12 protein-coding genes are annotated in these 17,186 nt (G+C 41.4%); 9 read left to right on the top strand and 3 right to left on the bottom strand.

Annotation, left to right across the window (positions count from 1 at the left end; all coding sequences use genetic code 11):
* Positions 1 to 4: 4 nt before the first annotated feature.
* Both MHI01_RS05860 and MHI01_RS05855 read right to left on the bottom strand, forming a co-directional pair.
* Positions 5 to 217 (bottom strand): hypothetical protein, encoded by a 213-nt coding sequence (locus tag MHI01_RS05860; RefSeq protein WP_017688899.1) that lies wholly within the window; start codon positions 215 to 217, stop codon positions 5 to 7.
* Between the two features lie 117 nt (positions 218 to 334).
* A complete protein-coding gene (locus MHI01_RS05855; protein WP_340982748.1) occupies positions 335 to 1,090 on the bottom strand; it encodes a hypothetical protein in 756 nt (251 codons plus the stop codon).
* A gap of 606 nt (positions 1,091 to 1,696) precedes the next feature.
* On the opposite strand from MHI01_RS05855, the gene MHI01_RS05850 reads away from it, so the two are divergent.
* The 4 genes from MHI01_RS05850 to MHI01_RS05835 all read left to right on the top strand — a co-directional run bounded on the left by MHI01_RS05850 (position 1,697) and on the right by MHI01_RS05835 (position 7,019).
* Positions 1,697 to 3,391: a M3 family oligoendopeptidase gene (locus tag MHI01_RS05850; RefSeq protein WP_340982747.1), complete on the top strand. Its 1,695-nt coding sequence runs from the start codon at positions 1,697 to 1,699 to the stop codon at positions 3,389 to 3,391.
* Positions 3,392 to 3,637: 246 nt separating this feature from the next.
* Positions 3,638 to 4,789, top strand: coding sequence for an iron-containing alcohol dehydrogenase (locus MHI01_RS05845; RefSeq protein ID WP_340982746.1), 1,152 nt, complete (start codon positions 3,638 to 3,640; stop codon positions 4,787 to 4,789).
* 158 nt (positions 4,790 to 4,947) lie between these two features.
* Positions 4,948 to 5,886, top strand: a complete 939-nt coding sequence (locus tag MHI01_RS05840; RefSeq protein WP_340982745.1) for a tyrosine-type recombinase/integrase — start codon at positions 4,948 to 4,950, stop codon at positions 5,884 to 5,886.
* 44 nt (positions 5,887 to 5,930) lie between these two features.
* Complete coding sequence (locus MHI01_RS05835) at positions 5,931 to 7,019, top strand: hypothetical protein (protein ID WP_340982744.1); 1,089 nt, start codon at positions 5,931 to 5,933, stop codon at positions 7,017 to 7,019.
* Here the strand turns inward: MHI01_RS05835 and MHI01_RS05830 are convergent.
* Positions 6,990 to 9,476 carry a hypothetical protein gene (locus MHI01_RS05830; protein ID WP_340982743.1) on the bottom strand — a complete coding sequence of 829 codons (2,487 nt, stop codon included), beginning with the start codon at positions 9,474 to 9,476 and terminating at the stop codon, positions 6,990 to 6,992. The two genes, MHI01_RS05835 and MHI01_RS05830, sit on opposite strands and share 30 nt — an antisense overlap.
* Positions 9,477 to 10,103: 627 nt before the next feature.
* Here MHI01_RS05830 and MHI01_RS05825 point away from each other — a divergent pair.
* From MHI01_RS05825 to MHI01_RS05805, 5 genes are all read left to right on the top strand, one after another.
* A complete protein-coding gene (locus tag MHI01_RS05825; RefSeq protein ID WP_036608767.1) occupies positions 10,104 to 11,273 on the top strand; it encodes a glucose-1-phosphate adenylyltransferase in 1,170 nt (389 codons plus the stop codon).
* A gap of 26 nt (positions 11,274 to 11,299) precedes the next feature.
* Positions 11,300 to 12,403: a glucose-1-phosphate adenylyltransferase subunit GlgD gene (gene glgD / locus MHI01_RS05820; protein ID WP_036608765.1), complete on the top strand. Its 1,104-nt coding sequence runs from the start codon at positions 11,300 to 11,302 to the stop codon at positions 12,401 to 12,403.
* A gap of 470 nt (positions 12,404 to 12,873) precedes the next feature.
* Entirely contained in the window at positions 12,874 to 15,306 is a 2,433-nt protein-coding gene (locus MHI01_RS05815) for a glycogen/starch/alpha-glucan phosphorylase (RefSeq protein ID WP_340982742.1), read from the top strand.
* A gap of 264 nt (positions 15,307 to 15,570) precedes the next feature.
* The gene (locus MHI01_RS05810) at positions 15,571 to 16,440 is read left to right on the top strand and encodes an AraC family transcriptional regulator (protein ID WP_340020142.1); all 870 of its coding nucleotides are present in this window, start codon (positions 15,571 to 15,573) and stop codon (positions 16,438 to 16,440) included.
* Between the two features lie 41 nt (positions 16,441 to 16,481).
* On the top strand, positions 16,482 to 16,940 hold the full coding sequence (locus MHI01_RS05805) for a VanZ family protein (protein WP_127551585.1): 459 nt from the start codon (positions 16,482 to 16,484) through the stop codon (positions 16,938 to 16,940).
* The last annotated feature ends 246 nt before the right edge of the window (positions 16,941 to 17,186 follow it).

Below are 17,186 nucleotides of genomic sequence, written 5' to 3'. Positions count from 1 at the left end.
TCATTTACGACCAGCCTCCGATTAAACCGGAGAGGGTTACGCATTCGTCATCTTCCAAATCTGCAATCAGAGTGAGTTCTTCGTTGTCTTGTGGATCAACGGAGAATAATTCACGGCGTCCGTCCTCATGCACAATAATGACTAACTGATGGCCGCCCTTTGTATCAAACTGGTACTTAACTCCGATACCAGGTAGTGGGCATTCGCGGATATTCATGAAACCTGTCACCTCTTTAGCTTTGCTTAATAAAAAATTAACCGTTCACACAGTACGGATGTATTCTACTATCCATAACACCGTTTGGCAAGTCACAAATAAAATTGGTGTGAAGAATTAATTTTTTCCCCGATGTGATCTTGCACTATGGCGCTGTCTGGCCCGTCTGCGACGAACAAAAAACCAAATGAGCAGAGCAGCGATACATAATAGGCCAATGACTGCAATTATGATGATATTCCGGATATTTGGGACCTGTACAGTCAGATCCAGTTTATTCATCTGGAGGGGTGAAACGTGCCAAATGAGCGTTTTTCCGCCATCCTCCACTTGATCCGCATTCGAATCGGCTGCCTTGATGGGCAAAGACAACTTGAAGTTAAAGTTAACATCTTTTAACAATAGGTTTTTAAGAAAGCTAGGCACCTTGTTAATTTGATTTTTGATCTCACCATCGGGCATGGACTCCATGAGATCGGCTTCTGCTGTAATGTGCATCTTGGAAGTGAAGAAGCCGGGGGAAGTTGTTTGTTCAACCTTGATCCCTTGTGGTAACTTGGACGTATCAAAGCTGGTTTTATTGCTTTTTTCATAATGGGTGGTCGCTGTGAGCTGCTTCTGATCTCCCTGTTCCGAAACCTCTGCCTGGAAGTTATTTCGATTCAATGCATCTGCGATCAGAGGCATGAGATTGTCTTGTCCAATTTTTCCAAGAGCGGAGTTCTTTACGTTGAGATTGAGATCCAGATCCGTTGATCCATCCATATTTACCGTTAGATGGGCTTCTCCATCAGCACAGGCGGTCAAAACAGATAACATAAGGGCTAATAAAACAGTAAGAAATAGCTGACGTAAGGGAATGCGAGTTGACATGTCTTTCAACCTTTCTGCGTAAAAATCCAAATTCCATTTCATAGAAGTATAGTATACACCGTAAGCATGGCGGATGAAACTTTGCACCGTGTAGCGAGGTACGTATGATTTAGTGTGATCGGGGAAATAATCCATTTATTAAAATTAAAGATTTCGTATTTTTGTCAATGTTCGGTCAATTCAAACGGCGATTCACCGTGTACACTAGTAGTAGTGTGATTAATATACGGAAGCAGGGAGGTTACATTCATGACATATATCATTATTATGGCCGTTATTATGGTCGTGGGCATGGTCGGAATGGGCTGGTTCTATCAGATTATGGATAAAGACCAAAGCTAGTATTGTTTAAATGTGAAAAGAAGAGAGACAACCTATAAGCTGGCTTCGCTAACGCGAGGCGGGCTTATTTGTGTGGGGAAAAATTTTGAGGCACTGACCTTACATAAGTAAGTAATATTTGTAACCATTCATGTTGCACAATTTGACCGATGGACAAATATTTTTCGTAATTATGGGATTTTTTAGCTGCTCTTTTGTATAATAGGGGGTAGTTTAACTCGGGATACTCCCGAAATTCTGCCAAACAGGAAAGGGTGTACATAAATGAAATTTAGTGAGTATACGTATACACGTCCGAATCTGGAACACATCAAGACATCTTTCCGTGAGCTGTTGAGCGGTTTTGAAGCTGCGGCAACGGTTGAAGAACAGAGTGGGTTCATGGATCAGATTAACGCGCTGCGCAGTGATTTTGAGACACAAGCCCAATTGGTCTACATCCGTCATTCCATTGATACCAATGATGAGTTTTACAAGGCGGAGAACGAATTTCTGGATGAGAATGCACCAATTGTACAGGAATACATTACGGATTTTTACCGTGCATTGGTTAACTCCAAATTCCGCAACGAGTTGGAACAAAAATGGGGTTCACAGCTGTTCCAACTGGCGGATCTTTCACTGAAAACATTCAGCCCGGAAATTATTGAAGAGCTCCAGAAGGAGAACAAACTTTCCACAGAATACAATCAGTTGATCGCATCGGCCAAAATTCCGTTCGAAGGTGAAGAGCGCACGTTGCCACAGCTTCATCCATTTGAACTGTCCACGGATCGCTCCATGCGGGAGCGTGCTTCGGAAGCCAGATACACTTTCATGGCTGAACATGAAGCTGAATTTGATCGCATTTACGATGAACTGGTTAAAGTGCGTACACAGATCGCGAAGAAACTGGGTTATCCAAGCTATGTGGAACTCGGCTATGATCGCATGAATCGCACGGATTACAACGCAGAGATGGTTGCTAACTTCCGGGCGCAAGTTCGTGATTATATCGTACCTGTGGCGACCAAGCTCAGAGAGCGTCAGCGTAATCGGATTGATGTGGATACGCTGTATTATTACGATCAGGGCTTCAGCTTCAAGACGGGTAACCCGACACCTAAGGGTGACGCGGACTGGATTATCGATAATGGAAAAAAAATGTACGCTGAATTATCACCAGAGACGGATGCATTTTTCCAGATGATGACCGAAAACGAGCTTATGGATCTGGTAAGCAAAAAAGGTAAACAGGGCGGCGGATATTGTACGTTCCTGAACGATTACAAAGTGCCGTTTATCTTCTCCAACTTCAACGGTACATCCGGTGATATTGATGTATTAACGCATGAAGCAGGTCATGCTTTCCAGGTGTATGAAAGCCGTGATTTTGCAGTGCCTGAATACAACTGGCCGACATATGAATCGGCTGAGATCCATTCCATGAGTATGGAGTTCTTCACATGGCCGTGGATGCAGTTGTTCTTCAAGGAAGATACGGACAAGTACAAGTTTGATCACCTGTCTTCCGGTCTGTTGTTCATTCCGTATGGTGTAGCTGTGGATGAATTCCAGCATTTTGTGTATGCGAACCCGGATGCAACTCCAACGGAGCGTAAGCAGGCATGGCGCAACATTGAGAAGAACTATCTGCCACACATCAATTACAAAGATAATGCGTATTTGGAGCAGGGTGGTTTCTGGCATAAGCAAGGTCACATTTTCTCATCGCCATTCTATTACATTGACTATACGTTGGCACAAATCTGTGCATTCCAGTTCTGGAAACGCAGCAATGAGGACATGAAGTCCGCATGGGCCGATTATCTGACATTGTGCAAAGCGGGAGGAAGCCTGTCCTTCACCGGATTGGTTGAACTGGCTGGATTGAACTCTCCATTCGAGGATGGCTGTGTATCCTCCGTAATTGGTGAGATTGAGGCATGGCTTGACGGCGTGAACGATAAGGCGCTGTAAGCCTTCGTAAGGATGCTTTTAGTGTAAGTACCTTCGGTAAGGTATAAGTAGTGGATAAAGCTTTAAGATAGATAAGTAAGACGACTTGGAGACCTTCGGGTGTCTGGGTCGTCTTTTTCATTACGGGGAAAAATCAATCTCAAGTGTAACATTTATCGGATTCATTGTGATTTATTTCACTATATCTGAAAACGGATTCAGTTACAATGAAGATAGTAAATCAGGGGTTACAGGAGGCTGGTTCAAATGGCAACACATGCATATTATGTTCCGCCCGTGAACTTGATGGGTAGAGGCTGTTTACAGGAAGCAGGTCAGATGATTGAACAGATGGGTATCCGCAAGGCGCTGGTTGTAAGCGATCGCCAATTGATTACTTCAGGCGTTGCTGAACAGGTACTGTCTATACTAAGAAAATCAGGGTTAGACTATGTAGTATATGATGAGGTTCAGCCTAATCCAACATGTCAGAATGTACATGATGGACTACAAGTATTCCAGGATCATGGCTGTGACGCCATTATATCGATAGGCGGAGGTTCACCGCAGGATGCTGCCAAAGGCATTGGCATTGTAGCTACGAACGGTGGGCATATCCGTGAATATGAAGGATTTCATCAATCAAAACATAAGTCCGTGCCACTTGTGGCGGTTAACACAACGGCTGGCACATCGAGCGAGGTGACAATTAACTACGTGATTACAGATGAGGAACGTAAAGTGAAGATGGTGATGGTGGACCGCAACAGTCTGGTCTCCCTGTCGGTTAATGATCCGGAGCTGATGCTCAGCAAACCTGCAAGTCTCACAGCGGCCACAGGAATGGATGCGTTGACACATGCCGTAGAAGCGATGGTTACACCCGGTGGATTTACAGTGACAAGTGCGACAGCTGCAGCAGCTGTTGAACTGATCTTTGAATACTTGCCAAGAGCCGTGAGAGACGGCAGTGATCTGGAAGCGCGGGAACATATGACGTATGCGTGTTTCCTTGGCGGGATTGCTTTTAATAATGCGGGCCTGGGTTATGTCCATGCGATGGCGCATCAACTGGGTGGCGTATATGATCTGCCGCATGGTGTCTGTAACGCAATGTTACTCCCCTTTGTGGAAGAGTTGAACGCCAAGCATGTACCCGGAAAATTCCGTCATATTGCTAAGGCAATTGGTATGGATGTGAAGGGTAGAAGTGATGAGGAGTGTTCCGATTACGTCATTGAGGCCATACGTCAGCTATCGAAGGAAGTCGGCATTCCTGAGAAACTGTCTGAACTGGGTGTAAAAGATCCCGATGTGGAACTGCTTGCCGATAACGCGATGAAAGACGCCTGTGCACCAGGCAATCCCTATCAACCGTCCAAGGATGAGGTGATGGAGCTGTTCCGCAAAATTATATAAGTGAGAACGTATCGAGTCGGAGGGGATCCGGCTCTTTTTTGTTTTTCAAATCTCGGATATTGTATCTATGCCTTTGGGCATCTTCACAAATGGAGTTCAATGCGTAATAATGTAGGTCGGGCCATTGGCAACATATGACATCGACATCAGGAGGCATCATGAGACTTAGTACAAGTAACCTAAACATCTATATTAAGCAATATGAGACTTATTTAAGCGTGGAGCGTAATCTATCCCTTAAATCCATTAAAGCCTATCTGTCTGATCTCAACAGACTTGTAGAATGGCTTGATACTAAACATATTCATGATGTAACCAGAGAAAATTTACGAATGTATCTGGAACAATTAAACAGTGAACACACACTTAAAGACTCGACCATTAAAAGAAAGTACATATGCTTCAAAGCATTTTTTAATTATTTGGTTCAAAGCGGTGATATAATCGAGTCCCCAATTATTGGTTTCGGAAAAAAATTCAAAACGGCAAGACGTATTCCAAAGACACTTTCTGTCAATGAGGTTGAAAAGTTATTAAATGCACCACAAGAGCACATGAAACAATTACACACGAGTTTTAGAAGAAGAATCAACCTTCGCAACGATGCTATCATTGAACTGCTCTATGTTATTGGAATTCGTATTGGAGAACTAGTGAATATTGATATGGAGCACATCGATCTCGAAGAGAAAACCGTGTTGATTTTTGGAAAAGGTCGTAAGGAGCGATTGCTCTACATTTCAAGCAGCGAAGTCATCCATAAAATTAAAACATGGTTGCATGCCCGCGAACATTTCGACCCCCAATCTGATGCTCTGTTCCTTAACAAATACGGTGATCGACTCTCCATTTACTCCATTGAGGATATTTACTCTAAATACAGGGACTTATCTAAAGTTAGCAAAAAATCAACACCTCATTACCTCAGACATAGCTTTGCTACACATCTGCTGAATAATGGTGCAGATTTACGATCAGTTCAGGAAATTCTCGGACATACCAATGTCAGCACGACCCAAATATACACAGAAGTGTCTGTTGAACGGAAGAAGGATGTACTTTCACGGTTTAATCCGAGAAATAATCTAAAAGTGTAGAGAAAAACCTCCAAATAACTATAAATTATTTGGAGGTTTAGATTGTGGAATTAATTAAAAATTATCTTGATAAAATAGTACAACAAAAAGAAAAAGTGACTGTAGTGTTAGTAACTAATGTGGATAATCAGACAAATGAATTTGAAGATTATCATAATAATTCATTAATTTCAGAGTACTTAAGCGAATCTGAGCTAGAAGTACTCAATCAAGGGTTTGAAGATTTTGGTTTCCGAACCATCATTCATTTTGACGAGACAGAATTTATACAAAAGGTAGCTACGAGCAAACATCCAATATTAAATAGAGATCATATCGGAATAGTATTAAGTATGGCCCAAAAAGGGAAAAAAATCGGCAGAAAATCGTTGTTACCAGCCTTTTGCGATCTATACAATTTAAAATATACAAGTTCCAATCCATACACCGTTAGCCTGTGTAGAAACAAATATCATTCAGGTATATTACTGAAACAGCATGGTATCCTTGTTCCTGAGAGCTGGTTATATACAAAAAAAGGGTGGCTTTTTGAACAAAAGCCACCTCAAGGTTGTAGAGTTATTATTAAATTGAATAATGAATCTGCGAGTATTGGGATTGATCAGAATAACATCATTAATTACGAATCTTCAGATGATTTAATGATAGAACAATTGTGCATAGAGTACGGACAGGAGATCATTGTTCAAGCATTCATTGAAGGATATGAAGTAGAGCATCCGTTTGTAGTCGATAAAGAAATTACGCCTTTAGTTCCTATGGGAATTGAACTGAACGAAATCAGAAATCTTTCTGATCAAATTTTGACTTATGAAATAAGAGGTAAGGACCAGTATTCTTTTTATAATTATTCTACGGAAAATCAAGTAATAAATGCTAAATTGATTGAAACAACAACTGCAGTTGCTGAAGTATTAGGCATAACAGGTTTTGGAAGGGTTGATTATCGAATAAATCAAAAAAATGAGTTTTTTGTAACAGATATTGCCACGAACCCACATATTGTTAAACATAGTTCTTTTCATCAATCATTTATTGAATTAGGTTATACATATAACGAAATGTTGGCCACATTTGTAGCAATTACAATTGCAAAATACGACTTAGGATTCCGACCAAAATTGAATATCTGACATAAGGAACCCATTTCCATATGATTTTTCTTTAGAACGTTCAACAAATTCGGGATACATCTTATCAATAATAGTAAACCATTCTAATCCTGATAACTGTATGTTAGAATCAAACAATTCTTTTATGAGTTCATGGCGTTTTTCATAATAATTTTGATCTCCAATAGAAGGCATATACGAAATAGTGTTCCATAATTCTAAAGCTTCTGATTGGTTACCCAGTAAGTATTCTACTACCATGAGATTAGAGTCAACATAGTATTGATAGTATAACTCGATATTTTTTTGTCGAATCAATTTTCTTTTCAAAGTGTCAAGTATATACCGAGCTTGATCTAACTGGTTAGTTGCTGCATACAATACAGCTTGATTAATTTTAAGTAGTATACTATCTGCACTTGATTTTATTTTATTAAACATTTCATTATATATCTCTAGACCTTTTTCAAAAGATATATTTTCTGAAGCTATTCCGCTCAAGATATAGTTATTTAAAGGAATCTCAGGGCGTGGAAATGGGATTCCTTTATGGTTCGCAATAAACTTTCTTAATTGTGTAGCATCTTCGAAACTTTCCTCAAACTTACCCAAAACCAGTGTGTTAGCAATATGGTTGTTTAATGAATAATAATACTGAATTGGATTAAGTGGAACTCCACCGTTTTCTAATGGTCCAAAGTACTTTACACTTTTCATAGTACTTCTTTGAGCAAAAATTATAGAATGAACAGCACTTGATTTTCGACGGAGGATATTGATTTTGTCTTCTGCATCCATGTCATATGATGCCCGATCACCTAAGTAATGCATGAGTAAGTTCTCATTTTTTATAGCGCTTGTTTTATCATTAATGTGAATATAACTAATCATTTGTACAGATAAAATTCTAGACCATAATTCACTTTCACCATTAAGTGAATTAATATCTTTATACTTATCAAGGATAGAAACAGATTTATTTCGCGAATCACTATCTATTTTTTTTGTCAAACACATGGCTAAGAGATAATCTCTTTCTGCTCTTAGCAGAATTGGATAAGAATCCTCAATCCACCCTAACTCCTCAATAACTTTATCAAAATCTTTGTTCGAATAGTCTGAGTAAGCTTGTTGCATGATATCAACATATTCATTAGCACGAAGCTCGCTTACAGACATCAATATTTCTTGAGAGAAGTCATGATTAATTGTTTCTGAATTACGAAGCTTTTTTACATAAGCAAGAATGTATTGCAATGCCGCTTCATCTACATAACCAGCTTTCAACAAAGCTCGTGCTCGTGCAGTATAGTCATTTGGCTTAATTACTTTTAGGCACTCTGCATAAGCTTGAAAATATGTTTTCTTATCTTCTAATTTGCTCTCAAATAAATTACGAATAATCTCATGTACAAAATTAACTTTTTTATCGTTTTCTTCTACAAAATAAAGTTTATTTGCTTCAGTAATAACTTGTTGTAACTCAGCTTGATTTTTATTAGTTATTTTTTCTAGTTCAAAAAAGGTAAAAGATATACCGAGAATAGAAGCGTATTTTAAGACTTCTGAGATAACCTCGCCTCTTGCTCCAAGATTTTTTAGTCGGTCTTCGATCAAAGTCATAATTTTCCCTGTATTTCCTAAGTTTATCAATTCAGTCGACTCTATAGAAGAATGGTTAAAAAATTTGATGATTTCTTTGGTAAGATGCAAATGTCCACCTGTTATAGAGTATAATCCGTTGATTAAATCATTGTTAATTTCTTTCAGTAAACCCATTGATACCAAAGCAGATTTGTACCCGACTTTTTCGATAACATTTAGTTTGTACGTGTCGAAATGAAATTCTTTAAGAATTTCATTATTGAATTTCTCGTTGTTTAAAGCCTGATCAGATGTCCAATTAATAATAATCACAAGTTCTTCTAGGATAGATAGGTTATTCTCTCTTTCTTTTAGAATTTGATAAATCAAACTTACTGACTTTTCATCCCAAAATTGAAAATTATCTATAATAAACACAATTCTTTTCTTTGTTAAATAACGTATCCTATATATTATGCTTCTTTCAGAATCCGTTAAATAAGAATTGTCTTTATCGAATTTGATATCATTATGATTAAGAAACTCTTCTGAGATATGTTCCGCTAAATCTCCCACAAAGGGAATACCCTTACTTGCTTTGGATACTGTTTTTTTTAATGTTTTACTTTTAATCCGATTTTTCAAACCACTTTTTTTTGAAGATATACATCTTTCAAAAGGATAATAATCTCTAGTTATGCACTGACTATTTCCTTCCATAAGAAAAATTTCAAACTCATCTATCAATGATAATTCACTGATAATACTATGAGTGAGATAAGATTTTCCTGTTCCAGATAAGCCTTCAATAAGAAATAACTTTCTGTTATCTCTTATTCCTCCTAAAATATGTTGCTTAATTTCCTGTTGATGATGTAGTAAAGAGTGAGTCATTCGCAACCTCCAAATAATTTATAGTTATTAGTATGTAATTCCTCGATAGACTTAATGCTTTAGCAATTTCTAATTACTATTTTAAGACCACGATTATCTATTCGACACATTTCTATATAATCCTCTAAAAATTTACAAATTGATTGCCGTTTTCTGATTCGTAAGACCTGCATTTTTGATTTTATAGGTTTATGGGTCTAGTAGCGTCACACTTTTACCATGAATTTTCCAAAAGGAGTTTACTTCTCTTATATCGAATACAATATGAATAACAGCGGCACGAGAAAGGGTAATCTTACCCGCAACTTGATGTCGATGTTTTCCAGTAAGATTCCCCAGTCCGTTTCGTGTTTAATGTTAAATAGGAGTAGACTATTTCATTGTTCACGAGCTACACCTTAAGTTCTGCATCTAACATTCACCTCTGTAAGACAGTCAAGCAATTCTACACCAGCATCATCTCTATTTCAGGCTTTACAATCCAAGAAGTTCAACTGCAACAAAGATTCACTGGTTACACATCTGTACAGCAAGCTCCTAATCAAGACAACAGTGTCCACATAACAGAATATCGATTATGGGCTCTGAAATGAATTAGAACGAATGCACGTGGAGGAGGCTGTAATGATGGCGAAAAAAGAAGTTGTAGCGATGCTACTTGCCGGAGGGCAAGGTAAGAGGTTAAAAGGATTGACCAAATCACTGGCTAAGCCAGCTGTATATTTTGGGGGCACGTACCGAATCATTGATTTCCCGCTGAGTAACTGCTCTAATTCTGGTATTGATACAGTGGGTGTATTGACCCAATATGAACCACTTGTCTTACATTCCTATATTGGCATTGGCAGTGACTGGGATCTGGATCGGAAAAACGGCGGGGTATATGTACTTCCTCCACATGAACGTGAAGACGGTAGCAACTGGTACCGGGGTACAGCGGATGCGATCTTCCGCAACCTGAACTTTATTGAACAATTCGATCCTGAGCATGTGCTCATTCTGTCAGGGGATCATATCTATAAGATGGACTACGAAAAAATGCTCCAGTATCACAAAGAAAAAGATGCGGATTGCACCATATCGGTCATTGATGTCTCATTGGAAGAAGCCAGCCGGTTCGGAGTGCTGAACACCAACGATGACTATAGCATCTATGAATTTGAAGAAAAACCTCCTGAGCCCAAGAGCACACTGGCTTCCATGGGTATCTATCTCTTCAAGTGGGATGTACTGAAACGTTTCCTGATCCAAGATGAACAACAGGCATCCACCTCCTATGATTTTGGTAAAGATATTATTCCTTTATTGCTTGAAAATGAAAAATCCTTATATGCGTATCCATTTGAAGGTTATTGGAAAGACGTTGGTACCATTCGCAGTCTGTGGGAATCCAATATGGACCTTTTGGACGAAGACACACCGTTTAATCTGAATGATCCGGACTGGCGTATTTTCACACGTAATCCAAACCAACCTGCACAATACATCTCACCTTCGGGCAAGGTGCGGAATTGTATTATTAGTGAAGGTACTGTAGTGCATGGTGAGGTCAATCATTCTGTGCTGTTCTATGGAATTGAAGTTGGTGAGAACAGTGCGGTCATCGATTCGGTGATCATGCCAAGAGTGAAAATCGGGCAAAATGTGCGCATTTACCGAGCTATTATCGCAGAAGGATTGGTTATTCCGGATGGAACACAGATTTCGCCTGCACCGGAAGATGAGAGTGATATATTGCTCGTGGATCAGGAAGAACTGGAACGTCAGCTTCGCCAAGGAATAACCAGCAAGGCCTAATTGAAGTCAAAAGGACGGTGCATGCGATGAAACAATTGATCGGAGTTATTAACCTTGACCATGAACTTGAAGAATTGAAGGAATTGACGTATTTTCGCTGCGGAGCCGCGGTGCCTTATGCCGGACGTTACCGTCTAATCGATTTTGTTCTATCCAATATGATGAATGCCGGAATTGAGAGTATTGGTGTATTTGTACGGCGAAAATATCGCTCGTTGATGGACCATCTTGGTGACGGTAAACCTTGGGATTTGGATCGCAAGCATGGTGGCATGTTTATTTTGCCACCAGACTGGAACGATCCAACAGATACATCACAAGGGGATTTGCAACATTTCCATAACAATTTGGACTTTTTCCACAGAGGGGCAGGACAATATGTTGTGCATGCGGGCAGTCGCCATGTGACCAAAGCAGACCTCCAGGATGTCTACAGGTATCACATCAGTAAAGGAGCGGACGTTACACTGGTCTGCAAAAAAGTAGATCAGCTGCTGCCTGAGCATGACGCCTGTGTCAAAGTTGAACATGACGGGGACGGTAACGTGGTGGACATTCACCAAAGCGCTAATCACCCGAATATATATACAGAAATTTTCATCATGGAAAAAGAATTGTTCTTGCGTCAGGTGCAACGTTGCATCGATCATGGCGAGAGCCATTTCTTCCGGGATGTGATTCAAAAAAATCCGGATGGATTGAATATCGCTGCGTATGCATATGATGGCTATCACGCAGTCATCAATTCCATTGACAGTTATTATCGCAACAGTATGGATCTGCTGAACACAGGGCAATATGAACAACTTTTCAAGGAAGATCCGATCCAGACCAAAATTAAATACGAAGCGCCTGCCAAATACCTGGATACCGCCGATGTTAAACATTCACTTCTCGCGAATGGCTGCATCGTAGGTGGAGAGGTGGAGGACAGCATTCTGTTCCGTGGGGTACAGGTGGCCAAGGGTGCCAAAATAAAAGGTTCCATCATCATGCAGAAATGTTACATTGGTGAGGGGACAGTACTTGAGAATGTCATTCTCGATAAAGACGTGAAGCTGACCGGAGGACAGACGCTGATCGGCGACCCGTCGAATCCATACATTTTAGCGAAAAGTACTATTATCTAATGCCCCCACGTAACCGATATCTTCTATAAATATATATAAAATAAAAATCCTGTAGGATGGATTTAAGGTTTATACACTTACTAAGCATCGGGTGCCACTGTTAGAGCTCCTTCATACGTGCAAACGTAGTGGAGGGGACGAAATCGATTCTGAAGAAGCGAAGCGCTCTCCTAAAAGCTTTCTGCAAGAAAGCTGCTTCGAAAGCATATGCTGTCTTCAAATTTTACCCTTGATTATATAAATTCAACTTAAACATTTACACAAAACGGAGAGGACAGAAATGACCTGAAGAAGCGTAGCGCTCGCCTTTATCCCCGGATTTTCCCATTTTAAAAAGGAATCAAAAAAATCTGGGGATAACAGCGATCGGAAGGTTATTCTGTCATCGAAGTGTCCAGTGTAAATATTCTCTAGTTCAATTTATATGAACCGCCACCATCCTGCAGGATTTCCCCGGGAGGAACCTACTTTTGTTTGACAACAAGGAAACGTTCAAGAGTATCTTTACACGGAATCTGGTCAGCAAATTGGGCAAACCGATTGAAGAAGCAACACAGGAAGACGTGTACCATGTACTGGGAAGCATGATTCGTGAATATGCAGGCCAGGATTGGGCAGCGTCGAATCAGGGGTTCAAGCAGCGCCAGGATAAACAGGTCTATTACTTCTCGCTGGAATTCCTGATTGGACGTCTGCTCGGCAACAATCTGTTGAATGTGAATGAATTGGAATTGGTGCGTGACAGTTTAGCTGAGCTGGGCTTCTCCTTGGAGGAGATAGAAGAACAGGAGGCGGATGCAGGACTCGGTAATGGAGGTCTGGGACGACTCGCTGCTTGTTTCCTGGATTCACTCGCATCACTACGATATGCAGGACATGGTTGCGGGATTCGATATAAATACGGGTTGTTTGAGCAAAAAATCATCAATGGTAATCAGGTAGAGTTACCCGACAATTGGCTGGATAAGGGCAATGAATGGGAAGTCCGCCGTCCAGACAAAAAGGTGGAAGTACAGTTCTGGGGCCGAGTAGAAGCTCATGAGCAGGATGGAGAATATCAGTTTGTTACAAAAGATGCCGAATCTGTTGTCGCCATACCGTATGACGTGCCTGTCATCGGTTATGGTCAAACCCATGTGAATACATTGCGTCTATGGAGTGCCGAGCCAAAGCGCGAGACTTCACTCGACACCCCTTCGAACTATTACGGTTATCTGGATTATAGCCGATCGGTTGAATCAATCTCGGAATTCCTGTATCCCGATGATTCCCAGTACGAAGGAAAGTTGCTGCGATTGAAGCAGCAATACTTCATGTGCTCAGCAGGTGTACAGAGCGCCTTGCGTACGTTCAACAAGCTGGAGCTACCGTATGATCGTTTGCCTGATAAAGTGGCCTTCCACATTAATGACACGCATCCAACCTTGGTTATTCCAGAACTGATGCGCATCCTGATTGATGTGAAGGGTTACGGCTGGGATGAAGCATGGGATATCACAACCCGTACTGTATCGTATACCAATCATACAACGCTTAGTGAGGCGCTTGAGAAGTGGCCTGTATCCATGATCAGCAGGCTGCTGCCACGAATCTACATGATCATTGAAGAGATCAACAAACGCTTCTGTGGCATGCTGCTGGACCGGTATCCGGGAGATCAGGATCGCATAGGGCATCTGGCTATTGTTGCAAACGATCAGGTACGGATGGCGCATTTGGCGATTGTAGGCAGTCATAGCGTGAATGGTGTTGCTGCTCTGCACACCGAGATTTTGAAAGAGCGCGAGATGGCTCCGTTCTACGAACTGTATCCAGAGCGTTTCAATAACAAAACGAATGGTATCACCCATCGTCGCTGGTTGATGCATGCCAATCCGAAACTGTCGGATCTCATCACGGATACAATCGGTAACGAATGGATAACAGAGCCGGGCAAGCTGGACCAGTTGGCTGGTTTTGCGGATAATACATCATTCCAGGAGCAGTTCCGTTCAATTAAGCGGGATAACAAAGAGCGGCTTGCTGCGTATATTCTGGATCATACCGGGACAGCAGTGAATCCGGATTCCATCTTTGATGTACAGGTGAAGAGACTACACGGGTACAAACGTCAACTGTTGAACATTCTGCATGTTATGCATTTGTATAACCGGCTTAAGAATGATGCTTCGTTTGATATGGTGCCACGTACGTTCATCTTTGGTGCCAAGGCAGCGCCGAGTTATTATTTTGCCAAGAAAATTATCAAGCTGATCAACAACGTGGCTGACACGGTGAATCGGGATGCGGCCGTGAATGACCGCTTGAAGGTATTTTTCCTCGAAAATTATTCCGTCTCTCTTGCAGAGAAGATCATTCCCGCTGCGGATGTTAGTGAACAGATCTCAACCGCAGGTAAGGAAGCTTCCGGTACGGGCAACATGAAATTTATGATGAACGGGGCTTTAACGATTGGCACGATGGATGGAGCCAACGTGGAGATGGCGGAGCAGGTTGGGGAAGAAAATATGTTCATCTATGGTCTGCGTGCAGACGAAGTACTTGAGTATTATCGTTCAGGCAGCTATCGTCCGAATGAGATCGTGCAGCACGATGAACGCATTCGCGAGGTCGTGGAGCAACTGGTGCATCCAGGTGCATTCTGTTATCGTGACGGGGAGTTCTGGGATATTTATGACTCCTTACTGGCCCATGGTGACGAATACTTTGTATTGCGTGATTTTGTTGCTTATGCAGACGCCCATGCTGCGATTGACCAGGCGTATCGGGATATTCCGGGCTGGACTCGGAAAGCGATATTAAACACGGCACATTCCGGCATATTCTCCAGTGATCGTACCATTAGTGAGTATGCGACAGATATCTGGGGTATTCATCCCGTGTCCGGGAACTGGAAAGGTTAAGCATAGATTGTTAAACAAACAAGTCCCCTTGTTCACAAGAGCTATCTCTGTTGGTAAATCAACCAGCGTAGAGAGCATCTCCTTGTAGAACAAGGGGTTTTTGGCATACAGTGTATCATAGTGTCATTCAACTTGAAGAGAATCGGAACTCGCGTATCTTTCGTCATACAAGTTCGCACACAAAATCAAAAAAAAGATCTGGATCTCAGTCATACTACATAAGAAATCGTTTGATATTTTGAATTAGATAGGGGAGCCGTCACTATGGATCATTACACACGAATTCAGCTTGCTATTGAGTATTTGGAGCAACATTTGCAAGATGATTTTAATATCAGAGAGACGTCCGCTGCTGCTAGCTTTTCGGCGTTTCATTTTCAGCGTTTATTTCAGGCGATCACGGGATTCACGGTACTGGAGTACGTGCGCAGACGCAGATTAACGGAAGCTGTAGGGATGCTGCGGGGCACATCGGAAGGCATACTGGACATTGCGATGAGCTTTGGCTATCAATCTCAAGAGGCATTTACCCGTGCATTTTCAGCCTACTTTGGAATGACACCGGCGAAGCTGCGTAAGCTGGAAGTGGATCAGTTGTCTCTTCTGAAGATGCAACAGAGCATTGATTTTAACGATTATCGAACTCGGCTTGATGGAACTTTCCACATGAACACACCCCGTCTGGTCACACGGGAACCGAACTGGATTGTCGGCTATGAATATAAGACCAACCTGAATGACAATCAGCATTATGCTGAAATACCCGGATTTTATCACGATTTTGGCATGGAACAGAAATTCATGGCGATCCCGGAGAGGACACGCCCTGATATGGCTTATGGTGTGGCCTGTCATTTTGAAGAGGATGGAGCATTTTCTTTTATTGTGGGTGAAGAAAGCAGTGGAGCATTGCAGGTACTTGAACCCGGTTTTACTTCGATTGAAATTCCGGGCGGCTTGTATGCAGAGTTCACCGTGGAAGGCTCCGGGCAGGATATTCGGAAAATGATCTATGGCAGCTGGTTGCCGCAGTCGAACTATGAACGGAGGGAAGGACCAGACTTTGAAGTGACGGATGTCTGGAAATCGACCCCTGAACAACTGGACATGAAGATATATATCCCGTTAAAATAGACCTTACCGCTTCGCGGAATTCAAGGTCGGAGGACAGATGAATGAGCGAAAAGTCGTGGCTCCACTCCAAGTGGATGCTGACCATTGTTGCTTGCATGGCAGCGCTCTACATACTGATTATGGGCATTTTACTGTTTGTCAGTGGTCGAACACCAGGCATGTATTATCAATATAATCTCGTACCCTTCGAGACGATTCGTCCACTTCTTATGGAGAGGGAGAGGTACAATACAGATACCTGGGTGAAAAACCTGTTTGGCAATATCGTATTGTTCATTCCGCTGGGTATCTGGATCCCATGGTTGTTTCGGAGGTGTCGTACATTCCTGACCTTTACATCTACAGTTGTTTTGCTTCTGCTGGGTGTTGAGGTCACACAATTGATTACACGTGTAGGTTCGTTTGATGTGGATGACATTATTCTGAACACGATTGGTGCCTGGATAGGTTACGCTGGATTTAAGTTAGTCTTATATTCACAAAAAAAGACTCGGAATTGAACCGCAGATCGCGGTCCATGACCGGGTCTTTTTGCATAAGATACCTTTCAAATGTTTACAAGGGAATTATTTCGGATAAAACATATTAACGGCTTAATACAGTGAGCAGAGATTATATATAAATTTAACTAAACATTTACACGAAACGGAGAGGACAGAAATAACCTGAAGAAGCGAAAGCGTTCGCCTAAAAGCTTTCTGAAAGAAAGCTGCATCGGAAGCATAAGCTATCACCGGATTTTCCCC

Origin of the sequence: Paenibacillus sp. FSL M7-0656, from assembly GCF_038003225.1 — a bacterium.
GTDB classification, from domain to species: domain Bacteria; phylum Bacillota; class Bacilli; order Paenibacillales; family Paenibacillaceae; genus Paenibacillus; species Paenibacillus amylolyticus.
The sequence above is the reverse complement of the archived record's forward strand: the minus strand, read 5'-3'. Positions and strand labels throughout refer to the sequence as shown.

Excerpts from the sequence above, each read along its gene's own strand:
- glgD (WP_036608765.1), top strand. The coding sequence starts at position 11,300 with ATGAAACAATTGATCGGAGTTATTAACCTTGACCATGAACTTGAAGAA.
- MHI01_RS05855 (WP_340982748.1), bottom strand. The coding sequence starts at position 1,090 with ATGTCAACTCGCATTCCCTTACGTCAGCTATTTCTTACTGTTTTATTA.
- MHI01_RS05830 (WP_340982743.1), bottom strand. The coding sequence starts at position 9,476 with ATGACTCACTCTTTACTACATCATCAACAGGAAATTAAGCAACATATT.
- MHI01_RS05840 (WP_340982745.1), top strand. The coding sequence starts at position 4,948 with ATGAGACTTAGTACAAGTAACCTAAACATCTATATTAAGCAATATGAG.
- MHI01_RS05845 (WP_340982746.1), top strand. The coding sequence starts at position 3,638 with ATGGCAACACATGCATATTATGTTCCGCCCGTGAACTTGATGGGTAGA.
- MHI01_RS05805 (WP_127551585.1), top strand. The coding sequence starts at position 16,482 with ATGAGCGAAAAGTCGTGGCTCCACTCCAAGTGGATGCTGACCATTGTT.
- MHI01_RS05810 (WP_340020142.1), top strand. The coding sequence starts at position 15,571 with ATGGATCATTACACACGAATTCAGCTTGCTATTGAGTATTTGGAGCAA.
- MHI01_RS05860 (WP_017688899.1), bottom strand. The coding sequence starts at position 217 with ATGAATATCCGCGAATGCCCACTACCTGGTATCGGAGTTAAGTACCAG.
- MHI01_RS05825 (WP_036608767.1), top strand. The coding sequence starts at position 10,104 with ATGGCGAAAAAAGAAGTTGTAGCGATGCTACTTGCCGGAGGGCAAGGT.
- MHI01_RS05850 (WP_340982747.1), top strand. The coding sequence starts at position 1,697 with ATGAAATTTAGTGAGTATACGTATACACGTCCGAATCTGGAACACATC.